Source organism: Bradyrhizobium sp. I1.14.4, assembly GCF_050435825.1.
Classification (GTDB): domain Bacteria; phylum Pseudomonadota; class Alphaproteobacteria; order Rhizobiales; family Xanthobacteraceae; genus Bradyrhizobium.
In genome coordinates this window covers 58,723-79,477 of the sequence record NZ_JBNDLA010000015.1, presented here as the reverse complement: position 1 = coordinate 79,477, position 20,755 = coordinate 58,723, and the positions used below count along the sequence as shown (strand labels likewise).

General features: G+C 62.2%; 14 protein-coding genes and 1 pseudogene. 7 read left to right on the top strand and 8 right to left on the bottom strand.

Annotation, left to right across the window (positions count from 1 at the left end):
• Positions 1-50 precede the first annotated feature (50 nt).
• The 3 genes from pncB (at position 51) to ABIB78_RS26075 (ending at position 3,541) form a co-directional block, all read left to right on the top strand.
• Positions 51-1,355: a nicotinate phosphoribosyltransferase gene (gene pncB, locus ABIB78_RS26085; protein ID WP_429029458.1), complete on the top strand. Its 1,305-nt coding sequence runs from the start codon at positions 51-53 to the stop codon at positions 1,353-1,355.
• A gap of 106 nt (positions 1,356-1,461) precedes the next feature.
• Complete coding sequence (locus ABIB78_RS26080) at positions 1,462-2,757, top strand: O-acetylhomoserine aminocarboxypropyltransferase (RefSeq protein WP_429029457.1); 1,296 nt, start codon at positions 1,462-1,464, stop codon at positions 2,755-2,757.
• Between the two features lie 4 nt (positions 2,758-2,761).
• Positions 2,762-3,541 carry an alpha/beta fold hydrolase gene (locus ABIB78_RS26075; protein WP_429029456.1) on the top strand — a complete coding sequence of 260 codons (780 nt, stop codon included), beginning with the start codon at positions 2,762-2,764 and terminating at the stop codon, positions 3,539-3,541.
• Positions 3,542-4,583: 1,042 nt separating this feature from the next.
• On the opposite strand, the gene ABIB78_RS26070 is transcribed toward ABIB78_RS26075, so the two are convergent.
• Positions 4,584-6,344: an adenylate/guanylate cyclase domain-containing protein gene (locus ABIB78_RS26070; protein WP_429029455.1), complete on the bottom strand. Its 1,761-nt coding sequence runs from the start codon at positions 6,342-6,344 to the stop codon at positions 4,584-4,586.
• Positions 6,345-6,658: 314 nt separating this feature from the next.
• Here ABIB78_RS26070 and ABIB78_RS26065 point away from each other — a divergent pair, with 314 nt between their 5' ends.
• Positions 6,659-7,513 (top strand): Bug family tripartite tricarboxylate transporter substrate binding protein, encoded by an 855-nt coding sequence (locus ABIB78_RS26065; RefSeq protein WP_429029454.1) that lies wholly within the window; start codon positions 6,659-6,661, stop codon positions 7,511-7,513.
• Positions 7,514-7,697: 184 nt separating this feature from the next.
• Here the strand turns inward: ABIB78_RS26065 and ABIB78_RS26060 are convergent, their stop codons facing one another.
• Positions 7,698-8,669, bottom strand: a complete 972-nt coding sequence (locus ABIB78_RS26060) for an MBL fold metallo-hydrolase (RefSeq protein WP_429029453.1) — start codon at positions 8,667-8,669, stop codon at positions 7,698-7,700.
• Positions 8,670-8,879: 210 nt separating this feature from the next.
• On the opposite strand from ABIB78_RS26060, the pseudogene ABIB78_RS26055 reads away from it, so the two are divergent.
• Positions 8,880-9,637, top strand: a pseudogene (locus ABIB78_RS26055) (IS5 family transposase).
• 223 nt (positions 9,638-9,860) lie between these two features.
• On the opposite strand, the gene ABIB78_RS26050 reads toward ABIB78_RS26055, so the two are convergent.
• Both ABIB78_RS26050 and ABIB78_RS26045 read right to left on the bottom strand, forming a co-directional pair.
• Positions 9,861-10,031: a hypothetical protein gene (locus tag ABIB78_RS26050; protein ID WP_193395257.1), complete on the bottom strand. Its 171-nt coding sequence runs from the start codon at positions 10,029-10,031 to the stop codon at positions 9,861-9,863.
• A 213-nt stretch (positions 10,032-10,244) separates the two neighbouring features.
• Positions 10,245-13,490 carry an AMP-binding protein gene (locus ABIB78_RS26045; RefSeq protein ID WP_429029452.1) on the bottom strand — a complete coding sequence of 1,082 codons (3,246 nt, stop codon included), beginning with the start codon at positions 13,488-13,490 and terminating at the stop codon, positions 10,245-10,247.
• Positions 13,491-13,873: 383 nt separating this feature from the next.
• On the opposite strand from ABIB78_RS26045, the gene ABIB78_RS26040 reads away from it, so the two are divergent.
• A complete protein-coding gene (locus tag ABIB78_RS26040) occupies positions 13,874-13,981 on the top strand; it encodes an alpha/beta fold hydrolase (RefSeq protein ID WP_429029451.1) in 108 nt (35 codons plus the stop codon).
• Between the two features lie 176 nt (positions 13,982-14,157).
• Here ABIB78_RS26040 and ABIB78_RS26035 read toward each other — a convergent pair whose 3' ends face one another.
• The 4 genes from ABIB78_RS26035 to ABIB78_RS26020 all read right to left on the bottom strand — a co-directional run bounded on the left by ABIB78_RS26035 (position 14,158) and on the right by ABIB78_RS26020 (position 18,704).
• Entirely contained in the window at positions 14,158-15,180 is a 1,023-nt protein-coding gene (locus ABIB78_RS26035; RefSeq protein WP_429029450.1) for a S1C family serine protease, read from the bottom strand.
• A gap of 80 nt (positions 15,181-15,260) precedes the next feature.
• Entirely contained in the window at positions 15,261-15,710 is a 450-nt protein-coding gene (locus ABIB78_RS26030; protein ID WP_429029449.1) for a hypothetical protein, read from the bottom strand.
• Between the two features lie 17 nt (positions 15,711-15,727).
• The gene (locus ABIB78_RS26025) at positions 15,728-17,329 is read right to left on the bottom strand and encodes a GMC family oxidoreductase (protein ID WP_429029448.1); all 1,602 of its coding nucleotides are present in this window, start codon (positions 17,327-17,329) and stop codon (positions 15,728-15,730) included.
• 151 nt (positions 17,330-17,480) lie between these two features.
• Entirely contained in the window at positions 17,481-18,704 is a 1,224-nt protein-coding gene (locus ABIB78_RS26020) for a cytochrome P450 (RefSeq protein ID WP_429029447.1), read from the bottom strand.
• A 235-nt stretch (positions 18,705-18,939) separates the two neighbouring features.
• On the opposite strand from ABIB78_RS26020, the gene ABIB78_RS26015 reads away from it, so the two are divergent.
• Positions 18,940-20,574: a flavin-containing monooxygenase gene (locus tag ABIB78_RS26015; protein WP_429029446.1), complete on the top strand. Its 1,635-nt coding sequence runs from the start codon at positions 18,940-18,942 to the stop codon at positions 20,572-20,574.
• Positions 20,575-20,755 lie beyond the last annotated feature (181 nt).

The window sequence follows — 20,755 nt, the reverse complement described above, 5'->3', positions numbered from 1 at the left end:
CCGGGCGAAACCCACTGGGCGGGCGGCGCCCGGCAGGCTAAGGTTCCGGCATGACCGTGACAGATATCGCGACCCGGACCTACAACCACGGCTGGCGGCTCGACCCGATCGTGCGCAGCCTGCTGGACACCGATTTCTATAAGCTGTTGATGCAGCAGATGATCCGGGAATGCTATCCGGACACGCGCACCACCTTTTCGGTGATCAACCGCTCGACCCATATCCGGCTTGCCGAGGTCATCGACGAGGGCGAGCTGCGCGCCCAACTCGACCACGCCCGCACCATCCGCTTCAGCAAGAAGGAGCTGATCTGGCTCGCCGGCAACACGTTCTACGGCAAGACCCAGATGTTCTCGCCCGATTTCATCAACTGGCTCTCGACCTTCCGCCTGCCCGAATACGAGCTGAACAAGGTCGACGGCCAGTATGAGCTGCATTTCCACGGGCCGTGGACCCACACCACGATGTGGGAGATCCCGGCGCTCGCGATCCTCAACGAGCTGCGCTCGCGCGCGGCGACCAAGGCCTACGGCCGCTTCGCGCTCGATGTGCTCTATGCCCGCGCCAAGGCCAAGCTGTGGGCCAAGGTGGAGCGGCTGCGCAAGCTGGACGGATTGCGGCTGTCCGATTTCGGCACGCGCCGCCGCCATGGCTTCCTGTGGCAGCGCTGGTGCGTCGAGGCGGTCAAGGAAGGCCTCGGCCCGTCGTTCACCGGAACGTCGAACGTGCTGCTGGCGATGGACAACGACCTCGAGGCAATCGGCACCAACGCGCATGAGCTGCCGATGGTGGCGGCCGCACTCGCCAACGACGACGAGGAGCTGCGTTGGGCGCCCTATCGCATTCTCGATCAATGGCGCCACACCTATGGCGGCAACCTCCTGATCGCGCTGCCCGACGCGTTCGGCACCAAGTCATTTCTGCGCGACGCGCCCGATTGGGTTGCCGACTGGACCGGCTTTCGCCCCGACAGCGCGCCGCCGATCACGGCCGGCGAAGAGATCATCAAGTGGTGGAAGCAGAAGGGCCGCGATCCCAAGGAGAAGCTGCTGGTGTTCTCCGACGCGATGGATGTCGGCTCGATCGAGGAGACCTTCCGTCACTTCAGGGGACGCGTGCGCGTCAGCTTCGGCTGGGGCACCAACCTCACCAATGATTTCGTCGGCTGCGCGCCCGACGACTCGGCCGAACTCGACCCGATTTCGATCGTCTGCAAGGTGACGTCGGTCGATGGCCGGCCGGCCGTCAAGCTCTCCGACAATCCGGAGAAGGCGACCGGCATCCCGTCCGAGGTCGAGCGCTATTTGCGCGTGTTCGGCAATGTCGGCCGTGTTCGCACCGCAGTTCACGTATAAAAGCGTTTTCAAGCGAAGTGGACACCGGTTCGCGCGAAGAAAACGCGTCAAACAAAAGACTTCTCCCGAACGAACCACTCCCATCGACTGACCTGACGAGTTTCGCATGCCCGCACCCAAGCCGCCTGCCTTCGAAACCCTGAGCCTGCATGCCGGCCAGCGCCCCGATCCCGCGACCGGCGCGCGCGCGGTTCCGATCTACCAGACCACGTCCTACGTGTTCCAGGATGCCGACCATGCCGCGGCGCTGTTCAACCTGGAACGCGCCGGCCACATCTACACCCGCATCTCCAACCCGACGACCGCCGTGTTGGAAGAGCGCATCGCGGCGCTCGAATGCGGCGTCGGCGCGATCTGCACCGCCAGCGGCATGGCGGCAATGCATCTCGCCATCGCGACACTGCTCAATGCCGGCGACCACATCGTCGCCTCCGCCTCGCTCTATGGCGGCACGATCAACATTTTGGCGCACACACTGCCGCGCTTCGGCATCACCACGACCTTCGTGAAGCCCCGCGCGCTCGACGAGTTCCGCGCCGCGATCAAGCCGAATACGCGGCTCGTGATCGGCGAGACCATCGGCAATCCCGGCCTCGAAGTGCTCGATATCCCCGCGGTCGCGCAGATCGCGCATGATGCAAAGATTCCGCTGCTGATCGACAACACCTTCGCGACGCCCTATCTGAGCCAGCCGATCGAGCTCGGTGCCGACCTCACGATGAATTCGGCGACCAAGTGGATGGGCGGCCATGGCATCGCGATCGGCGGCGTCATTGTCGATGGCGGCCGGTTCGACTGGCGCGCCTCCGGCAAATTCCCGCAGCTCACCGAGCCCTATGCCGGCTATCACGGCATCGTCTTCGACGAGCAGTTCGGCAAGGCCGCCTTCATCATGCGCGCCCGCACCGAGGGCCTGCGCGATTTCGGCGCCTGCCTGTCGCCGACCAACGCCTTCCAGCTGTTGCAGGGCATCGAGACGCTCGGCGTCCGCATGGACCGCCACGTCAGCAACACCCATGCGGTGCTGGACGCCCTCGCCGCGAACAAGGCGGTCGACTGGGTGCTGCATCCGTCGCTGGAGACCCACCCGGACTACGCGCTGGCGAAGAAGCTGTTGCCGCGCGGCGCCGGCTCGATCATAAGCTTCGGCATCAAGGGCGGCCGCGCCGCCGGCAAGAAGTTCATCGAGCAGCTGAAGCTGATCAGCCATCTCGCCAATGTCGGCGATGCCAAAACGCTGGTGATCCATCCTGCCAGCACCACGCACCAGCAGATGGATGCCGAGCAGCTCAAGGCCGCCGGCGTCGGCGAGGAGCTGGTGCGACTGTCGGTCGGCATCGAGACCGCGCAGGACATCATCGACGATCTCGGCCAGGCGCTGCGCGCCGCGCAAAGGACTTAGGGCCATGCAGCTTTCCGTCAACGGGTCAGACACCTTCATCGCGACCGGCGGCAAGCCGTTCGATGCTTCGCTGCCGGCCGTGGTGATGATCCACGGCGCCGGCTTCGATTCCTCGACCTGGGCGCTGCACAGCCGCTGGTTCGCCCATCACGGCTATGCCGTGCTGGCGCCGGATCTGCCGGGCCACGGCCGCTCCGCCGGCAAGCCGCTGAAGACCATCGCCGAGATGGCCGACTGGGTCGCGGCGTTGATTACTGCCGCCGGCGCATCGAAGGCCCGATTGATCGGCCACTCGATGGGCTCGCTGATCGCAATCGAGACCTCGGCACGGCATCCCGACAAGGTCTCCGGCCTTGCGCTGATCGGCACCGCCGCCACCATGACGGTCGGCCCCGACCTGCTGAAAGCCGCCGAGGCCAATGATGTGGCCGCGATCGACATGGTCTCGATCTGGGGTCTCGGCTTCAAGGCCGAGCTCGGCGGCAGCCTCGCGCCGGGGCTGTGGATGCATCAGGGCGCGCAACGGGTGCTGCAGGAGGCGAAGCCGGGCGTGCTTTACAACGACCTCAACGCCTGCAACGCCTACCAGAACGCGCTGACGGCTGCGGCCGCGGTCAAGGTGCCCGCGACCTTCATCCTCGGCGAGCGCGACATGATGACCCCCGCCAAGGCCGGCAAGGCGCTTGCCGCGGCGACGCCGAATGCGCGCACCGTGGTGCTGCCGGGCGCCGGCCACATGATGATGGTCGAGCAGCCCGACGAACTACTGGCGGCGCTGCAGTAGCGGGAGCCGCGGGCTCCTCTTGCACTGCTCGTGATGTTGGAGAGCTTCCTTCGAAGGTGAGCACCCCCAAAAATATCGAAAACAACCCCATGCAAAGTAGCCGGGCGGCCGCCGGCACTCGGACAAGCAGCTTGACGTGTCGGGCAAATCAGCGATATCTTCTATTATTCCGAACTCCTGCGAAGTCGACAAGTCCGAGAGCGGCCAGACGCGGAGATTCAAGCCAGCCAAGAGCGAATTGGCTTGCCTTGCTTTGAGTCCTTTTGCACTCTCTGGCGAGGAGGCCGATGCATGATGAAGATGGTGACCGTCGCATGCGCTCTCGGAGCGGCCCTGGTACTGTGTACCCTCGGGACGTCCGGTGCTGAAGCCCGGGCGCGGAAGGCACAAATCGTTCATGAACGAACGAGGGTCGTTATTCCGACGCCCGTGATAAGGCCGACTCCATGGGATTACTATATTGTTCCACGATATCGCTATCGCCCTGAAGACGACCGGGTCGATCCATACGGGCCACCCCTGGTGTCGTCTTGGCGCCTCTATGAGGGGTGGCGGTGGCCATACTGGTGGTGAACAGCAATCACGCCAAGCAGATCGCGTTCCGGGAAAATCGGACAAGCAACTTGACGTGTCGGGCAAATCAGCGATGTCTTCTATTATTCCGAACTCCTGCGAACACCCTGCCGCCACGCAACAGCGTACGCGTCCGTTGCGATCGCGGCCGAAAATTCTCACCCACCATGCCAGTGCAAGGGCGACTTGGCAGGTAAGCACTCGATCCGTATCAATGAGCGATGGCACGTCGTGTTCAGGCGGACCGACGCGGCTCCGGAGGACGTGGAGATCATCGACTATCACTAGCCAGGGCGTGTACTCACAAATCGAGACGGCTCGGATCACGCGCATTGGATGTCTGCTATGGCCCTGACAGGAGCGCGAAACCGGACATTGCCGTGAGTCCGAGAGGGGCCAGCGGATTTCGGCCGAGCGACCACCGCGCAAGATGGCGGGCTGCTGTCTTGCCGCTGCGCATGCGCCGAGACTATGGCGGAAGGCCGGCCTTTTGCAGCCCGTCAACCAGGTGCTCCAGGTCTTCGGCGCGTTTGAGAACGGATACCTGCTTCTGGGTGCCGCTGATGCTGTATCTTGGATTCAAGCGTAGAACTTCGCTTGCTTCTGCACGAGCATCTTCCATTCGTCCCAGCTGAGCATACGTCGCGGCCAAGAAGGCGTGGCCATACTGGTGATTGGGCGCGCGGCCAATCGCTTCAGTCAACCACTGTTGGGCATCGTGGTACTCTTTGAGGTGGTAGTGAGCTACGCCGGCCATCAACGGCGCAAAATGCGGATGGAATGGATCAAGGCGCATTTGCAACTTGGCGATGGCAATAGCTCTGGCCGGCTCTCCCACCGAGTAAAATATTTGCGCAAGGCGGTAATCCGCGAAATTGGGGTTCAGCGCAAGCGCTCTTTCGGCGGCGGCAGTCGCTGCGTCGAAGTCACGCTTCCGGATAATGTTGTAGCCCAATTCGGCATAGGCTTCGGGCAGGCTCGGATTGAGCGCAATTGCCGTGCGCGCCAATTTGATGGCCAGGTCAAGGATGGTCGGACTCAAATATTCATCATTCAGGGGATTGAGCCAAGCCACCCGGTGAGTGCTGGCCAGCATTGCATGGCAACGGGCATATTTCGGATCGATGGCCAGCGAGTCTGCAAGATGCCCTCGTGTCCTCAATAATTCCGCCCTTTGCCACGAGGACTGGAACGATACCCAAGCCGCAGCCGCGCGCATGTAATGATCGTAGGCCTGCCAAGTCGCGGGCGGCTTGAGCAAGGTGCGTTCGGCTTCCGCCATGTTCACATGCGCAACCAGAATTGCGGCGATCGTCCGCGCAACGTCGTCCTGGATTGCAAATACATCCTTCAATTTCTGATCATAGCGCTCGGCCCAGCGGTGGACGCCATTTGCAGCATCAATCAGCTGCGCCGTGATCCGGACTCGGTCACTGACCCGACGAACGCTGCCCTCCAGAACATAGCGCACGCCGAGTTCTCGACCCACCTGACGCAAATCAACCGCTCTGCCCTTGTATCGAAAACTCGAATTGCGGGCGATCACGAACAAGTCGGAGAAGCGGGACAACTCGGTGATAATGTCTTCCGAAATTCCATCCGCAAAGTACTCCTGCTCCGGGTCGCGACTCATATTCTCAAAAGCCAGGACAGCCACCGATGGCTTCTCGGGAAGCGCAAGCGCCGGTCGCGCGGGAGCGTTGCCGAACGACACGCGATAGACCCGCACCGGCCGCGCAATGTTCTTCAGTTGATGCTCGCCACTATCTTCGAATTCGACGTCAAGCTTATCCTGCGTATCTTCCCGTACGCGTTGCGACACACAGATACCGCCCGGCTCGCAAAGCGCCTCGAGCCGAGCCGCAACATTTACCCCGTCCCCAAAGATATCGCCGTCTTCTATCATGATGTCGCCAGCATTGATGCCGATGCGGAACTCGATCCGTTTCTCAGTTCGCACATCGGTGTTTCGGGTGATCATGCCACGCTGTATCGCAACGGCGCATCGCATCGCGCTGACCACGCTGGCAAACTCCACCAACATTCCGTCGCCGGCGCTTCTGATGAGCCGCCCGCCGTGTTTTTCGATCTCGGGATGGAGGAGGACGGACAGATGTTCGTTCAGCCGGGCGTGCGTACCCTCCTCATCAGCACCCATCAGGCGGCTGTAGCCAGCCACGTCGGCTACGAAAATAGCACTCAGTCGCCGTTCCACACGGTCTGCGGCCATAAGAGCTCGCCCATCCGATCCGATCTTTAATCAAAGTCTATTGTCAGAAGCAGGAGGTGTCTATCGAGCTCCAAACACCGGTGTCCTTCAGGCCGCGCCAGCCCGCGTACGAGATGGGCGAGATCGACCTCGGTATCGAATTCTGCCTGTTTTGACGGCGAACCGCGTGCGATTCGCGGACGGATGGGCGCACCCGCAGTGTGCCGGAGAGCGCCAAGCCGGTCAGGTGACGTTCTTTCGGAGGTTGCGCCCTTGAAAGGCGCGTGGTCCAGTTGTCTTTGAAAATCGCGATACCCGTCGAAAGGGATCGGCGCATGACGAGACTCAGGCCGCTATTTCTCGCCGCGCTTGTGATGCTCTCCAGTCCCGCACTGCCGAATGACGGGCAGATTACATTGGTTGTGGGATTTGCAGCAGGAGGAACCTCTTCAACTGCAGCCAGAATCGTTGCTGAAGCCGTAGAGCAGATTACGCGAACCTCGACGATCGTGGAAAATCGACCTGGTGCGGGAGGGGCGATAGCGGCGGATTGGGTACTTCGGCAAAAGGGGACTCAGACACTCTTGTTCATGTCCTCCACGTCGTCGCTCAGAACGTCTCCTCAAAGCGAGCTCGTGCCCATCGGAATTTTGGCGACCTTCTCATACGTTGCTGTCACGAGAAAAGACGCTGCCGCGCATCTTGCTGAATACATGAAGGCAGCCTCGCGCGAGGAGAAATATCGCACCGTAGCCACCGCAGGCGCCGGGAGCATTCCCCATCTCATAGGTACAAAGCTCTTCAACGACCACGGAGTGCCGATGGTGCACGTGCCCTATCAAGGGTCGGCGCCGGCGATCCTCAGTGTCCTTGGGGGGCACGTCGCGGTTGCGATCGTTCCTTTTCCAGACTTTCTCCCGTTTCAAGATTCGCTTCGCATTCTTGCGCAAACCGGCAGCGGGATTGAGACGGAAGGATGGGTCGGCATCTTCGCTCCGCCGGAAACATCAGCGGAGGAAGTCGCCCGGCTCTCCGGGATTTTCCGGCAAGCATCGCAACGTTCTCAAGAAAAACTGCAAGATGTCGGATTTAAGCATGTATGGCGATCCGGTGCTGAGGCACGAGCGATGCATGAGAAAGATTACGCCCAGTGGGCGCCAATACTTAAGGTGCTCGGAATTCAACACTAGGCCGCGTACTCATAAACGCAGCGGCGTGATGCAACGAACGCAATGTCCGCTTCACCCCTATAGCGGCTGAGTTCGTGCGGCGGCGCAATATGTCGCGATGGGACAAAAGCTGGCTCAGGTGCCGACCGGTTCTCCGCTACGAGCAGCAGTCGTGTTCCAGTTACCAGATAGTGTCGCGGGAATATTACCCCTCGGCTACGAATACGTACCTGTTGCCATCCTTGGCCAGCGTGCCGACGTTCGGCATCAACCAGTGAGTACCCGAAATAGTGAGCTTGTCGGCGACCGCGCGATCGAAGATCTTCCTTCGCGTTTCGACAGCCATTTGCGGATCCTGGTCGATAGCGAGCTGCCACTCGGGATTTGTTGAAATGTGTGGCGCAAGATTGACCACGTCAGCGCTGATCAGGAACTGTTCGCCGCCGGAGGTGACCAGATGCGCGACCATTCCCGGGCTATGGCCGGGCGCCTGAACGGCGTGCACACCGGGCAGGAGTTCTGGTTCTCCCTCAAAGGTCCTGACGTTTTTCCAAGTCGCCACCGTGGCCTGAATTCGCTGGGCGAGGCCTTTGCGCGTCGGTCCGAGATCGATCGACTCGACCCCCGGGTGCGTCCACCATTTCAATTCCGCGGCGGGCACCACGATGTCGGCATCCGGGAAGACCTGCGCATTGCTCTCATTGTTCATGAGGCCATAAATGTGGTCGCCGTGGAGATGGGAGATCAGGATCGTCTTGACTGCCTTGGGGTCAAGGCCCGCCGCCGCCATGCTCTCGAATAACCGGCCGTTCCCCTCACCATAAATTGGATGACCGCCTGTACCCGAGTCGATCAGGACCACTTGATCGCGCAGCTTGAGCGCCATGACGATAAACCGCAGGGGCGCCTGATTGTCGGGAAAACCGGCACCACGCAACACGGTCTTGACCTGTTCGACGCTGACATTCCTGACCATGCCCTCCCGCAGCGGAATGTCACGCATGCCATCGATCAGAGAAAAGATTTCAATGTCGCCGACCTTGTATTTGCGGAAAGGTTGAGTGACGGACTGTTGAGCGTGAGCCGCGTCGACAAACGTGATCGGCTTGTCGAGTCCAAACGCGGCATAAGCACCGGCTGCGCCAAGTGTCACTGCTCGACGCGAGATATCGGACATCGTTCGGGACTCCCCGCTGACCGGATCGAGCATATCAATGGGGATGTGCACTGCACAAGGTCGGCTTTGGGTCATTTTCGACGGTTTTTACAGGGATTGTCGGCGGGTTGATGTCCGCTTCTGCCCGTAAACGTCCAACCGGCGCCTGCCTCGAAGCGCTGCGTCGGACCAGATCGCTGTGATTCAAGCTTCCAAACTGGGGCTCGAATCATGCGTTACGAACTCGCCGATCATGAATGGATTGCCATCAAGCCTATGCTGCCGAACAAGCCGCGTGGCGTTCCTCGGGTGAACGACCGTCGTGTCCTCAATGGCATCTTCTGGGTCTTACGCTCTGGAGTTCCTTGGCGTGATCTGCCCGACATGTTTGGTCCGTACACCACCTGCTACAACCGCTTCGTTCGTTGGCGGCTGGCGTTTGGGGCCGCATGATCGACGCGCTTGCCGCTGCCCATGACGCTGCTGTTCAGATGATAGACACCTCCATTGTCCGCGTGCATCAGCATGGGGCCTGCATCACAAGGAACCAGCGCCAACCGATGGGAAATTCGCGCGGTGGCCGAACGAGCAAAATTCATGCGGTCGTCGATAGCAATGGTCTGCCCGTGCGGCTGGCGCTGAGCCCGGGTGAGGCCCACGACGTCCGACTTGCCGAAAAACTGCTGTCTCGTCTGAAATCCGGGTCAATGCTGCTTGCCGACCGTGGTTATGACGCCAACTGGATCAGAGAGCTTGCCATGAAAAAGGGCGCATGGGCCAACATCCCGCCAAAAAGCAATCGCAGCGATCCGATCTGCTTCAGCCCCTATCTCTACCGCGCTCGCAACCAGGTCGAGCGGTTCTTCAACAGGATCAAACAATGTCGTCGGGTGGCGACGCGCTACGACAGGCTTGCCGCCAACTATCTTGCCTTCGTTCAACTCGCGTCGATCAGGCTATGGCTGCGCCTTAATGAGTCCGCGTCCTAATACAGCCGTAACAGTGGCCGGCCACGACGTGACCAAGGCCTCACACCCTGCCGTCCGGAGCAGCGTCGATTTTGCGTGCCCTGGGTCAGGCGCTCCGCCGTCTTTTCCGCATTCGGCAAGCCCATGTTTAGGGGCTGCCTCGAACTCCGATCACGGAGCCCCTGCACAGACGAAGCACGGAGACCAGATTTGCAAGCCTTGTCGGGCGCTGGCGGCCCGGGCACTAACGGCGCTTTGATACTTTCTGAACCGTCTTGAGCGCTTGGTTGACGCCCTTCAGTGATTCATTGACACCCTCCAGCTGCGCTTGCAGAGCATCCCTGCGCTTCTGTAGGTCCTTCAGCAGTGCTTTCCTTTGCGCCGCGGTCAATTCCTCGAAGTCGATGAGATCCACTGCAAATCTACACATCGCCGCCTCCAAGTGGCAAAACTAGATTTTGATCAATCCCTTATCCAATACGCGACTGAATTGTCGACAATTTCCGGTGGATAATCAAGCTGGATGATACTCGGATCGGACGAATTTTGGGCGACCTCGCACGTGGCAGGACACCGGCACAAAGCGTTGCACTTTTTTCACCGGCTTGGTGCGACTGACCTGATCGTTTCAAGGATCAATCAATCGGCCAAGCTGCTCGTTGGGGTTCTCGGCCGCATTGGCCAAGATTGCCGTGTAATCGGCAATCCAATTCTGGACGGTGTTTGGCTCGAACAAGTCGTCCTTACGCCCGCATATGCCGGTAAACCCCGACGGGGTGTCCTTGAGGGTTATCGAAAGCCAAGCGCGATCGATCGGCATCGCAGATCGTTCTTCCTGGTAGCCGAACGGCCGAACCGTCAGATCGGGCACCTGGAGCGCGCGGCGGAACGCAACTTGGAGCACGAAATAAACCTGAACGAGTGATGCCGGGCACAGGCCGGTTTCTTCCGTTAGTCGGCTGGCAATGATATCGAAGGGAAGCTCTTGTCTGGCGTAAGCCTCCAAGACGGCCTTGCGCACGCGATTGAGCGTTTCTCCAAAAGTCAGATCAGCATCAAGCTGGGTGCGGATGATCGTTGTGTTCGCGAACGGACCGATCACGCGTTCTGTCCTGAGTTGAGGCCGATTGGCCATCAAAGTCGCTACGCAAATGTCGTTGCGTTCGCTCCGGAGCAACAGCAGGGTCTTGAAACCGGCGAGTAAACTCATGAACAGAGTTACGCCCCGGTCGCGGCTCATGGCGCTCAGCTGCGTCACCAGACTGTTCGATATTTGAAATGGTTCCTGGAGAACGCGCGAGGTCAATTCGCCTCCAACGCTGCTTTTCGGGGCCGTAAATGGAGGTGAGGCTTTGTCGAGGCACCGCTTCCAGTAAGCGAACTGTCTGTTTGCTTCCTCGGTGCTGGACCACAAGCGCTGCCAGCGAACGAAGTCGGAAAACTGAAACGATGGTTCGGGCAGCTGCGCCTTCGCACCGGCAATCGAAGCGGCATAGATCTCCAAAAGCTCCTCCATGAAGATTGCCATCGACCAGCCATCAATGATGATATCGTGCATGACCAAAAGAAAAACATGATCGCTGGCGTCGAGCCGGAAGATATAGGCCCGGAACAGCGGCGCATTGTTCATGTCGATCGGCGCCAACGAGCCCCGCTCGGCTTCCAACTTCGCCTTTACCAGCAGAAGTTCCCTGGCCCGGGCATCTCCGGTATGCGCCGGGGCTGCGTAGTCCTTCACGGTCAGGATTGATCTGACATCGACGTCCGGCACGACGCGAGCGAGAGGAACCTCACCCTGCCAGATAAACGCCGTGCGCAGCACGTCGTGCCGACGCACGACCTCGGCAAGGCTCTGCTCGAGCACGGGAATGTTCAGTCGGCCCTGCAATCGATAAGCGAACGGGAGATTGAACTGGGGTAATCCGGGTAGTTTTCGCTCGATGCGTAGCATGCGCTCCTGCACGATGGACACCGGCTGTGGGCCATCTCCATCAGCGCGCGATATCTCCGTTGGCGGATCGTGCGGGCGCGCCAACGAGCCGGCGCCCTCTCCTGATGAGTCAAGGCGAAGCGCAAGAGCCGCAACGGTTGACGAATTGAAGATATCCTCGAATGACAGGGTGATGCCGAAGCGCTCTTCCACACGCAAAATCATCTGCGTCATGGCAAGTGAATCCACCCCGAGCGCGAAGACATCCTGGTCAACGCTGATCTGATCGATGTCCAGGATCTCGTTCCAGATATCGGCCAGTTGACGCTCCAATTCCGAACTGGGGGCAGCTCCCTTGCCGCCGTCCTGGATTGGTTGAGTCCTTGAAAAGCCGGCCGCAAGTTCATTGCGCTTGATCTTCCCGCCGGCGCCTTTCGGGATCTCCGGCACAATCAGGATGAGGCCAGGGACCTTAAACCCGGCCAGGCGTCCTCGGGCAAAGTCTCGGAGATTTTGTGCGCTCACCTTTGCGTCCTGACGCAGCACGACAGCGGCGGCGACGTCCGCGCCTAGTCGCTCATGGGGGACAGGGAAAACAGCGGCTTCGATCACAGCCGGGTGGCTCAGCAAGGCCTCCTCTACCTCGGCGGGGGCAACCTTCTGCCCGCCCTTATGGATAATCTCCTTGATGCGACCAACGATGAAGAGATACCGGTCGGCGTCCAGGTACCCGAGGTCGCCGGTCCGGAACCAGCTGTCCTGAAATGCGGACGCGGTAGCGGCGGCATCATTGTCGTACCCCCTGGTTATGGTGGGACCTCGCAACGCGATCTCTCCACGTTTGCCGGATGGCAAGCGACGACCTCCACTGTCCAGTATCCTGATCTCGGGGCCGGCTGGCCGACCGACTGAACCGCGCTTTCGCCGCTGCAAGGGATTTGCCGCGATCTGGGTGGCGGCCTCCGTCATGCCGTAGGTGTCGATAACGGGAACACCAAACAACGCTTCCAGTCCGTCGAGCACTTCCGACGACAGAGACGTCGAAGCCGAACGAACGAGCCGCAAGGAGGACCGCTGCGCAGCCTGCCTGTAGGGATCCGCCGCCGCCAATAGCGCGCGATGGATTGCCGGAACCGCCGTGTACCAGGTTGGTCGAAACTCCGTCAGCCAGCCGAAGAACATTGTTGCATTGAAGCCGGGCGGACAGACCGCACTGGAGCCTGCCGCAAGCGCGGCCAGAAGTCCCGAGATCAAGCCGTGCCCATGAAAGAGAGGCAGCACGCTCAGCAATCGGTCGCGAGCTTCAAGCTCCAAGGCGGCGCCAACGTTGTCGGCCGACAGACAGACGCTCGCATGGGTCAGAGGGACCGTTTTGGGCCGCGACGTACTGCCGGATGTCATCAGGATGAACGCGTCGTCAGCGCTGGACGCAAACTCACCGTCAGCCAGCCGTTGTGGTGCCCGATCGATAACACTGAACGCGCCGGCCCCCTCGCTGGGCCGCATCGACACATCGATCACGGGCACGCCCTGGATGCGGGCGGCGCTTCGGCTGGCCGAATTCAAGTCAGCGTGCGTCAATAGCGCCGCGAGGTGCAATTCGCCGAAATAGCGCTGGTATTCATCACAGGTGAAACCCGGGTTGAGAGGTACACAAACCGCGCCGGCTGCAACCGTGATCGCCGCTACCGCGGCCTCTGGTCCGTCCGACAACACCACCGCCACCCTGTCAGTTCGGCGCACGCCGATGTTCCGCAACCCGAAAACCACTTCGTTGGCCTGTGTCCACAGCGCGCCATACGTCATCGGGAGGCGTGCGGGAGCCAGAATGGCGTGGCGCTCCGGCGCATTTTCCGCATGGTCGGCGAGGAGATCTCGAACGCTCGGAAAGGGGCGTCTGCCGGCGCTTTTGCGTGCGATATCGTCCTGCGCTGTTGAAGTCATTTCCCAGAACCATCAAGCACATTGAAGGGTGAGAATAGGCGGATGACGTCGTCGGGCGCAGGCGCCTCGGCTGCACTCAGGCAAGTTGCCCGCTCTGACAGCATCTGATGAAGCTCAACGCTTATAGCAGTATGTTGAGCCGCTGTCCGGCATCGCCGACGACCGTTTCGGGTCACCCGGTAAAGCTCAGGATGAGCACAAGATTTCCGCTTCGGCTCCAGGACCCGACATTTTGCACGTTCATGAGTGCACGCCCTGGTCTAGTCTAGTCTAGTCGGTCCACACGGATCGCGTAGCCAGAAACGCTGACGAGCACGACCGCGCGGGGTCGGAAAGAATTTTCACGCGGCTGCTGGCGGCACGCCTCGGACGGCGAAGGCAGTTTGGCGGACGATGCCGCGACGCCGAACGCCCGCATTGTGGTGCTGCCCGGTGCCGGCCACATGATGATGGTCGAGCAGCCCGACGAGTTGCTGTCGGCGCTGCAGTAGTATCCTCGCGCTCCACTCCCCCCTCATCCTGAGGAGCGCGGAACGCGCGTCTCGAAGGATGAGGCCACCGGCCGGGCCTCGTGGTTCGAGACGCCGCGGAGCCTGTCATCGGGCCGCGCTTTGCGCGGACCCGTTGGCGGCTCCTCACCATGAGGATTGAGATTGGGCGCGTGTCGTCACTGCTTCGCAGGCCTCCGCTCGATCGGGTGGATGTCGATCGCGCGCAGGCGGCCGAGGCGGAGCACGTCCATCAACAAGGTCCGGTCGATGCGATCGCGGTCGAGCGCGCGGATCAGATCGTCGACGCCGTTGATCTCGATGCCGTCGAGCCTGATCACGACGTCGCCCGGCAACAGCGTCGCCCGCGCGGCCGGGCTGTCCGGCTCGATCTGCATCAAGAGCGCGCCCATCTTGTTCTCGACGCCGGCGAGCACCGCATGCCGCCTCGGCACCGGCGCGGTTTGCCCGGCGACGCCGATATAGGCGCGGCGGACATAACCGTGGCGGATGATCTCCGACAGCACGAACTGCGCGGTGTTGCTGGCGACCGCAAAGCAGATGCCCTGAGCACCGTTGATGATCGCGGTGTTGATGCCGATCACCTCGCCCTTCGACGACACCAGCGGTCCGCCGGAATTGCCGGGATTGAGTGCGGCATCGGTCTGGATCACGTCCTCGATGGTCCGCCCGCTCACCGAGCGGATCGAGCGGCCGAGCGCCGAGACCACGCCGGCAGTGACCGTCGATTCGAACCCGAGCGGATTGCCGATCGCAACCACGAGCTGGCCACGCCGCAAGGACTTGGAGTTGCCGAGCGAGGCATAGAGCAGATCGCGCGCGCCGTCGGCCCGCAGCAGCGCGAGATCGGTGTCGGGATCGACGCCGAGCACGTGCGCGTCGGTGACGAAGCCCTCGGTGTCACGCAGGCGGATCTCTTTCGACGATCCGACCACGTGGCTGTTGGTCAGCACGAACCCGTCGGGCGAGATCACGATGCCCGAGCCGAGCCCGCCGCGCTCGCGCGCATTGCGCACCTTCGGCCCGGTTTCGACGCGGACCACGGCCGGACCGACGCGGTCGGTCACGTCGATCACGGCATTGGAATAGGCATCCAGCAAAGCCCGGTCATCATTGCGGGCAGCGTCAGCCGTTCGCGGTGACGTCGTGTCACCGGCGGTATCTGAGGTAAAATCCAGCATGGCGAGAGTCCTTTGGTCTCCTCAGATGGTGACCGGCTTCCCGCGCTGCAAGTGGTTACGCCAACCGCCTGCCCGATCGGCTAGGGCACCCGCCGCAACGTGCCGCCGCGCTCCCTGACGGGATCGAGCAGCGACCAGTCGCCGTCGGGCAGCACGTGGCCCTTCGGGAACGGCGCGCGCAGCTCGATCCCGAGCGAGCGCAGCACGCGGTCGTCGCGGTAGTAGCATTGCAGCACCACGCGGACGAGCGTGGCTGCGGCAGCGCCGCCACGGGCGCGAAACTCCTGCGCCACCACGTCGCGCCTGGCATCGTCGAGCTCGGCGAACGGCTGACCCGCAAGCTGCGCCAGATGATCCAGCGCCTGCGCGACCCGCGCGGTGTCGCGGCCGAGCGTGGCCAGCATGTCGGCCTGGATCGCGGCATCGTCCGCCCCCGGCACCTGATATTCGTCGCTGGCCGGAACGATCATCGCGGCGACGGTGCGGAGATCGGCGCGCTGGGCTGCGGTCAGTTGCTTGCTATCGGACATGTCGGTCTCTGGCGGTCTCAGTCGAACAGATTGGCGAGGCGCTGCTTCATCTGGTCGGCGATGTAGAGCGCAAGGGCCTGGATGGTGGATGTCGGGTTCACCCCGCCCGAGGTGACGAAGATGCTGCCGTCGACGATGAAGAGATTCTTCACGTCGTGCGAACGGCCCCATTCGTTGACCACGGAGCGCGCCGGATCGGTCCCCATCCGCGCGGTGCCGAGCAGATGCCAGCCGCCCCAGGGGATCGGATCGTTGATACAGATGTCGGTGGCGCCGGCGGCCTCGAGGATCTCCCGGCCGCGCGCCAGCCCGTGGTCCATCATCTTCCGGCTGTTTGCGCTGATCGTGTAGTCGATCCTCGGCGCGGGGATGCCGTGGCCGTCCTTCAGCACGGGATCGAGCGTGACGCGGTTGTGCTCCTCGGGCAGGTCCTCACAGATCGCGGACACCGCAAGGCGATGACCGTTGAGCTTGCGGAACACGCGGTGATGATCCTTGCCCCAGGGCAGGATACCCTTCTGCTCGCTCGCAACCGCCTCGAACACCGGCCCGGCGCCGCGGCCGAACTGGATGCCGTAGCCGCGGACGAAGCCGCGCGACAGATCGGTGTCGTAGAACTGCTTGCTCCACAGGCAGGTCGGCGGCGCGCGGTTACTGTCGGTCGGCTCCTTCACGAAGCCGTAGATCTGCGCATAGGGGTGGAACATCAGGTTCTTGCCGACCAGGCCGGACGAATTGGCCAGGCCATTCGGGAATTTTCCCGACGCCGAATTGAGCAACAGCCGCGGCGTGCCGACGCCGTTGCAGGCGATGATGACGACCTCGGCCGGCTGGAATTGCTCGACACCGTCCTTGTCGTAATAGACGACGCCGGAGGCCATTCCGTCCTCGTTGGTCAGGATCTCGCGCACCCGGCAGTGGGTCTTGAGCTCGACCCCGGCGCGGATCGCGTGCGGCCAGTAGGTGATATCGGTCGAGGCCTTGGCGCCCTGCGCGCAGGCCGGCGTGCAGTGGCCGAGATTGATGCAGCGCGCCCTGCCCTCGTAATCCATCGTCGCGACCGTCGTGTCGGACGGCCACCAGTGCCAGCCGAGCTTGTTCATGGCCTTGCCGATCAGCGGGCCGGACAGGCCGAGCGCCTGCTGCGGCATCGGCGGATGGCTCAGCGGCGACAGCGGGTCGCCTGACAGGCCCGAGACGCCCATCATGCGATCGTTCTCTTCGAAGAACGGCGTCAGCACGTCGTAGTCGATCGGCCAGTCGTCGGCAACGCCGTCGAGCGTCTTCACCTTGAAGTCGGAGGGATGCAGCCGCGGCCAATGCGCGGTGTACATCACGGTCGAGCCGCCGACGGCGTTGAAGTTGACGACCTTGATCGGCGAATTGTCGTCGTTAACAGGGTAATCCTCGGGCCGCTTGCGGACATTCGGGCTGGACGACCACTCGCCGTAGAACTTCGCCTCCCAGTCGCGCCCGGTGCTGGGATAGTCGGCAGGATTCATCCAGCCGCCCTGATCGAGGCAGAGGATATGCATCCTGGTATCGGCGAGGCTCCAGGCTATCGCGGCACCGGAGGCGCCGGCGCCGATGATCAGGACGTCAACGGGATCGTTCTTCATTCTTGTTCCTTGGAATTGCCAACATCGTCATTGCGAGGAGCTCACGACAAAATTGCGAAGCAATTTTGCGCTGAAGCGACGAAGCAATCCATCTCTCCGCTTGTGGCTGCATGGATTGCTTCGCTTCGCTCGCAATGACACGTCTGGCAGCTCAATTGACGATTCTCACCGGCAAGCTTCGTATACCGCGGATGAAATTGGAATAGAGCCTTTGCGGCGGACCCATCATCTCAAAACGCAGATCGCGCGCCAGAACCTCCTCCCAGAGGATGCGCAATTGCTGCTCGGCGAGGCGATCGCCGACGCAGCGATGGATGCCGGCGCCGAAGGCGAGATGCTGGCGCGGCTTGGCGCGGTCGATGATGAACTCGTCGGTGCGCTCGATCTTGTCCTCGTCGCGATTGCCGGAGATGTACCACATCACGACCTTGTCGCCCTTTTTGATCCGGCGGCCGGCCAGCTCGACATCGTTGCGCGCGGTGCGGCGCATGTGCAGCACCGGCGTATGGTAGCGGATGGTCTCGGACACCAGGTTCGGGATCAGCTCCGGCCTCCCGCGAACCAGCTCGAACTGCTCCGGATTCTCGCACAGCGCCATCAGCCCGGCCGACATCGAGTTGCGCGTGGTGTCGTTGCCGCCGACGATCAAGAGCCCGATCGTGCCGATGAACTCGCGCGGCTCCAGATTCCGCGTCGCTTCCGAATGCGCCAGCATCGAGATCAGGTCGAAGGTCGGGGGTGCGTTGACCCGCGCATCCCATAACTGTCGGAAATATTCTCCCATCTTGACCAGCTCGGCGGTGCGTTCAGCCTCCGAATGCACGACCGCGTCGGGGGACTCGACATTGGCGATTGCGACATCCGACCACCAGGTCAGCTTGACGCGGTCTTCAGAGGGGAAATCGAACAGCGTCGCCAGCATCATGTTGGTGAGATCGACCGAGACCCGCTCGGCCCAGTCGAAGGTCTCATTTCGCGGCAGCGCGTCGAGCACAGCCGAGGTGCGCCGGCGGATCAAGGCATCGAAATTGGCGAGGTTCGACGGCGCCACGATCGGCGCCACCGTGCGGCGCTGCGCGGTGTGGCCGGGCGGGTCCATGCGGATGAAGCTCGGCCGCTCCTGCCCCTTCGGCTGGTCAGCGACCTGGATACCGCCGAGCTCGGAGGCAGAGGAATAGTTCTGGTGATCCAGCTCGACCGCAAAGATGTCATCGTAGCGCGTCACCGACCAGTACGGGCCGTAGGGCGAAGCCGCGCAATAATGCACGGGATCGTCGCGGCGGAGCTGCGCGAACAGCGGACGCCAGCTGTCGTCCTGATAGAGCCGGGGGTTGCTGACATCTGTTGATGTCGGTCTGCGCAGCGCCTCTCCCATCGCTTCACTCCCGCTGGTTTCGTCGCCGCTTGGCAGGCGATCGTATTGTCGGGCCGACGATAGAGGGAATCCCGCGGTCGAGTAAAGCCACGGGGGCGGACAGTCCGCCGCACGGAATGCCGGCAGCCAGGCGCACCAGGCAAATCGCGATGGCTGCCCCGCTCTTCGATGTTTGTCGGCCGCAGCGAGACCGGCTAGCCTTGCCGGCAATCAATCCATCAGGGAGCAACGACAGGTGGCCGCATTGCGCCAGGACAACAGCCCCCAGACGGCTGCGCTCGATTACGATGTCATCATCATCGGCGCCGGCCTGTCCGGCATGTACCAGCTCTACCGGCTGCGCGAGCTTGGGCTGACGGCGCGCGTGTTCGAGGCCGGGACCGGGGTCGGCGGCACCTGGTACTGGAACCGCTATCCCGGCGCGCGCTTCGATTCCGAAAGCTATTCCTACGGCTACTCGTTCTCCAAGGAGCTGTTGCAGGAATGGGAATGGTCGGAGCATTTTGCCGGCCAGCCCGAGACCTTGCGCTACTGCAACTATGTCGCCGACAAGTTCGATCTGCGCCGCGACATCCAGTTCGAGAGCCGCGTCAACGCCGCGATCTACCAGGACGATACCCGAAGCTGGCAGATCACGCTCGAGAGCGGCGCGCGCCATAGCTGCCGCTTCCTGATCACCGCGATCGGCCCGCTGTCGACGCCGACCCTGCCGCGCATCGAGGGCCGTGACGATTTCAAGGGCCAGTCGTTTCACACCGCGCGCTGGCCGAAACAAAACGTGGATTTCACCGGCAAACGCGTCGCCGTGATCGGCACCGGCGCGACCGGCATCCAGACCATCCAGACCATCGCCGGCGAGGTCGGGCATCTCACCGTGTTCCAGCGCACCGCCAACTGGGCGGCGCCGCTGCACAACGGCAAGATCGACGCCGAGACGCAAGCCAGGATCAAGGCCGGCTATCCCGAGATCTTCGCGCGCTGCAAGGAGACCTTTGCCTGCTTCGTGCATACGCCCGATCCGCGCGGCGCGTTCGAGGTCAGCGATGCCGAGCGCGAGGCGTTTTACGAAAAACTCTATGGCGAGCGCGGCTTCGGCATCTGGCAGGGCAACTTCAAGGATATCCTGATCGACCGCAGGGCGAATGCCACGATCAGCGACTTCGTCGCGCGCAAGATCTGTGAGCGCGTGAAGGATCCCAAGGTCGCGGAGATGCTGATTCCGAAGAACCACGGCTTCGGCACGCGGCGGCTGCCGCTCGAGACCTTCTATTACGAGGTCTACAACCGCGACAATGTCGAATTGGTCGATCTGAAGGCGACGCCGATCGAGCGGATCACGCCGGAGGGCATCCGGACCACCGACAGGGACTACGCCTTCGATATCATCATCTACGCCACCGGGTTCGACGCCATCACCGGCAGCTTTGACAAGATCGATTTCCGTGGCGCGAAGGGCGCGCGGCTGAAGGAGAAATGGACGCACGGCCCGGAAACCTATCTCGGGCTGATGGTCGACGGCTTCCCCAACATGCTGATGCTGATGGGCCCGCACACCGCGCTCGGCAACATCCCGCGCAGCATCGAATACGGCGTCGACTGGGTCACCGGGCTGCTCCGCTTCGCGCAGGAGAAAGGCCTGACCTTCCTCGACGCCACGCCCGAGGGCACCGTGGACTGGACCGATCATGTCAAGGCGCTCGGCGCAGGCCTGCTGTCCAACGAGGTCGATTCCTGGATGACCGGCATCAACCGCAACGTCGAGGGCAAACAGACCCGCATCGTCGCCCGCTACAGCGGCAGCGCGCCGGCGTATCGCGAACGCTGTGACGCGGTCGCGGCGAACGGGTATGTTGAGTTGCGGTTGGGGTGACTCTCTTGATGAAGGGCAGCGCCGACCACACACATTGCTGTCGTCCCTGCGAAAGCAGGGACCCATACGCCGCGACGGGCGTTGTGAAGGGGGCTCGTCATTCCAGCATGCGTAACAATCGGCATTGGTGGTTATGGGTCCCTGCTTTCGCAGGGACGACATCGAGTATGTGGCCCCTTGT

Bases quoted from the DNA above. Each gene is read 5' to 3' on its own strand.
- pncB (WP_429029458.1), top strand. From the start codon at position 51: ATGACCGTGACAGATATCGCGACCCGGACCTACAACCACGGCTGGCGG.
- ABIB78_RS26080 (WP_429029457.1), top strand. From the start codon at position 1,462: ATGCCCGCACCCAAGCCGCCTGCCTTCGAAACCCTGAGCCTGCATGCC.
- ABIB78_RS26075 (WP_429029456.1), top strand. From the start codon at position 2,762: ATGCAGCTTTCCGTCAACGGGTCAGACACCTTCATCGCGACCGGCGGC.
- ABIB78_RS26070 (WP_429029455.1), bottom strand. From the start codon at position 6,344: ATGGCCGCAGACCGTGTGGAACGGCGACTGAGTGCTATTTTCGTAGCC.
- ABIB78_RS26065 (WP_429029454.1), top strand. From the start codon at position 6,659: ATGACGAGACTCAGGCCGCTATTTCTCGCCGCGCTTGTGATGCTCTCC.
- ABIB78_RS26060 (WP_429029453.1), bottom strand. From the start codon at position 8,669: ATGTCCGATATCTCGCGTCGAGCAGTGACACTTGGCGCAGCCGGTGCT.
- ABIB78_RS26045 (WP_429029452.1), bottom strand. From the start codon at position 13,490: ATGACTTCAACAGCGCAGGACGATATCGCACGCAAAAGCGCCGGCAGA.
- ABIB78_RS26035 (WP_429029450.1), bottom strand. From the start codon at position 15,180: ATGCTGGATTTTACCTCAGATACCGCCGGTGACACGACGTCACCGCGA.
- ABIB78_RS26030 (WP_429029449.1), bottom strand. From the start codon at position 15,710: ATGTCCGATAGCAAGCAACTGACCGCAGCCCAGCGCGCCGATCTCCGC.
- ABIB78_RS26025 (WP_429029448.1), bottom strand. From the start codon at position 17,329: ATGAAGAACGATCCCGTTGACGTCCTGATCATCGGCGCCGGCGCCTCC.
- ABIB78_RS26020 (WP_429029447.1), bottom strand. From the start codon at position 18,704: ATGGGAGAGGCGCTGCGCAGACCGACATCAACAGATGTCAGCAACCCC.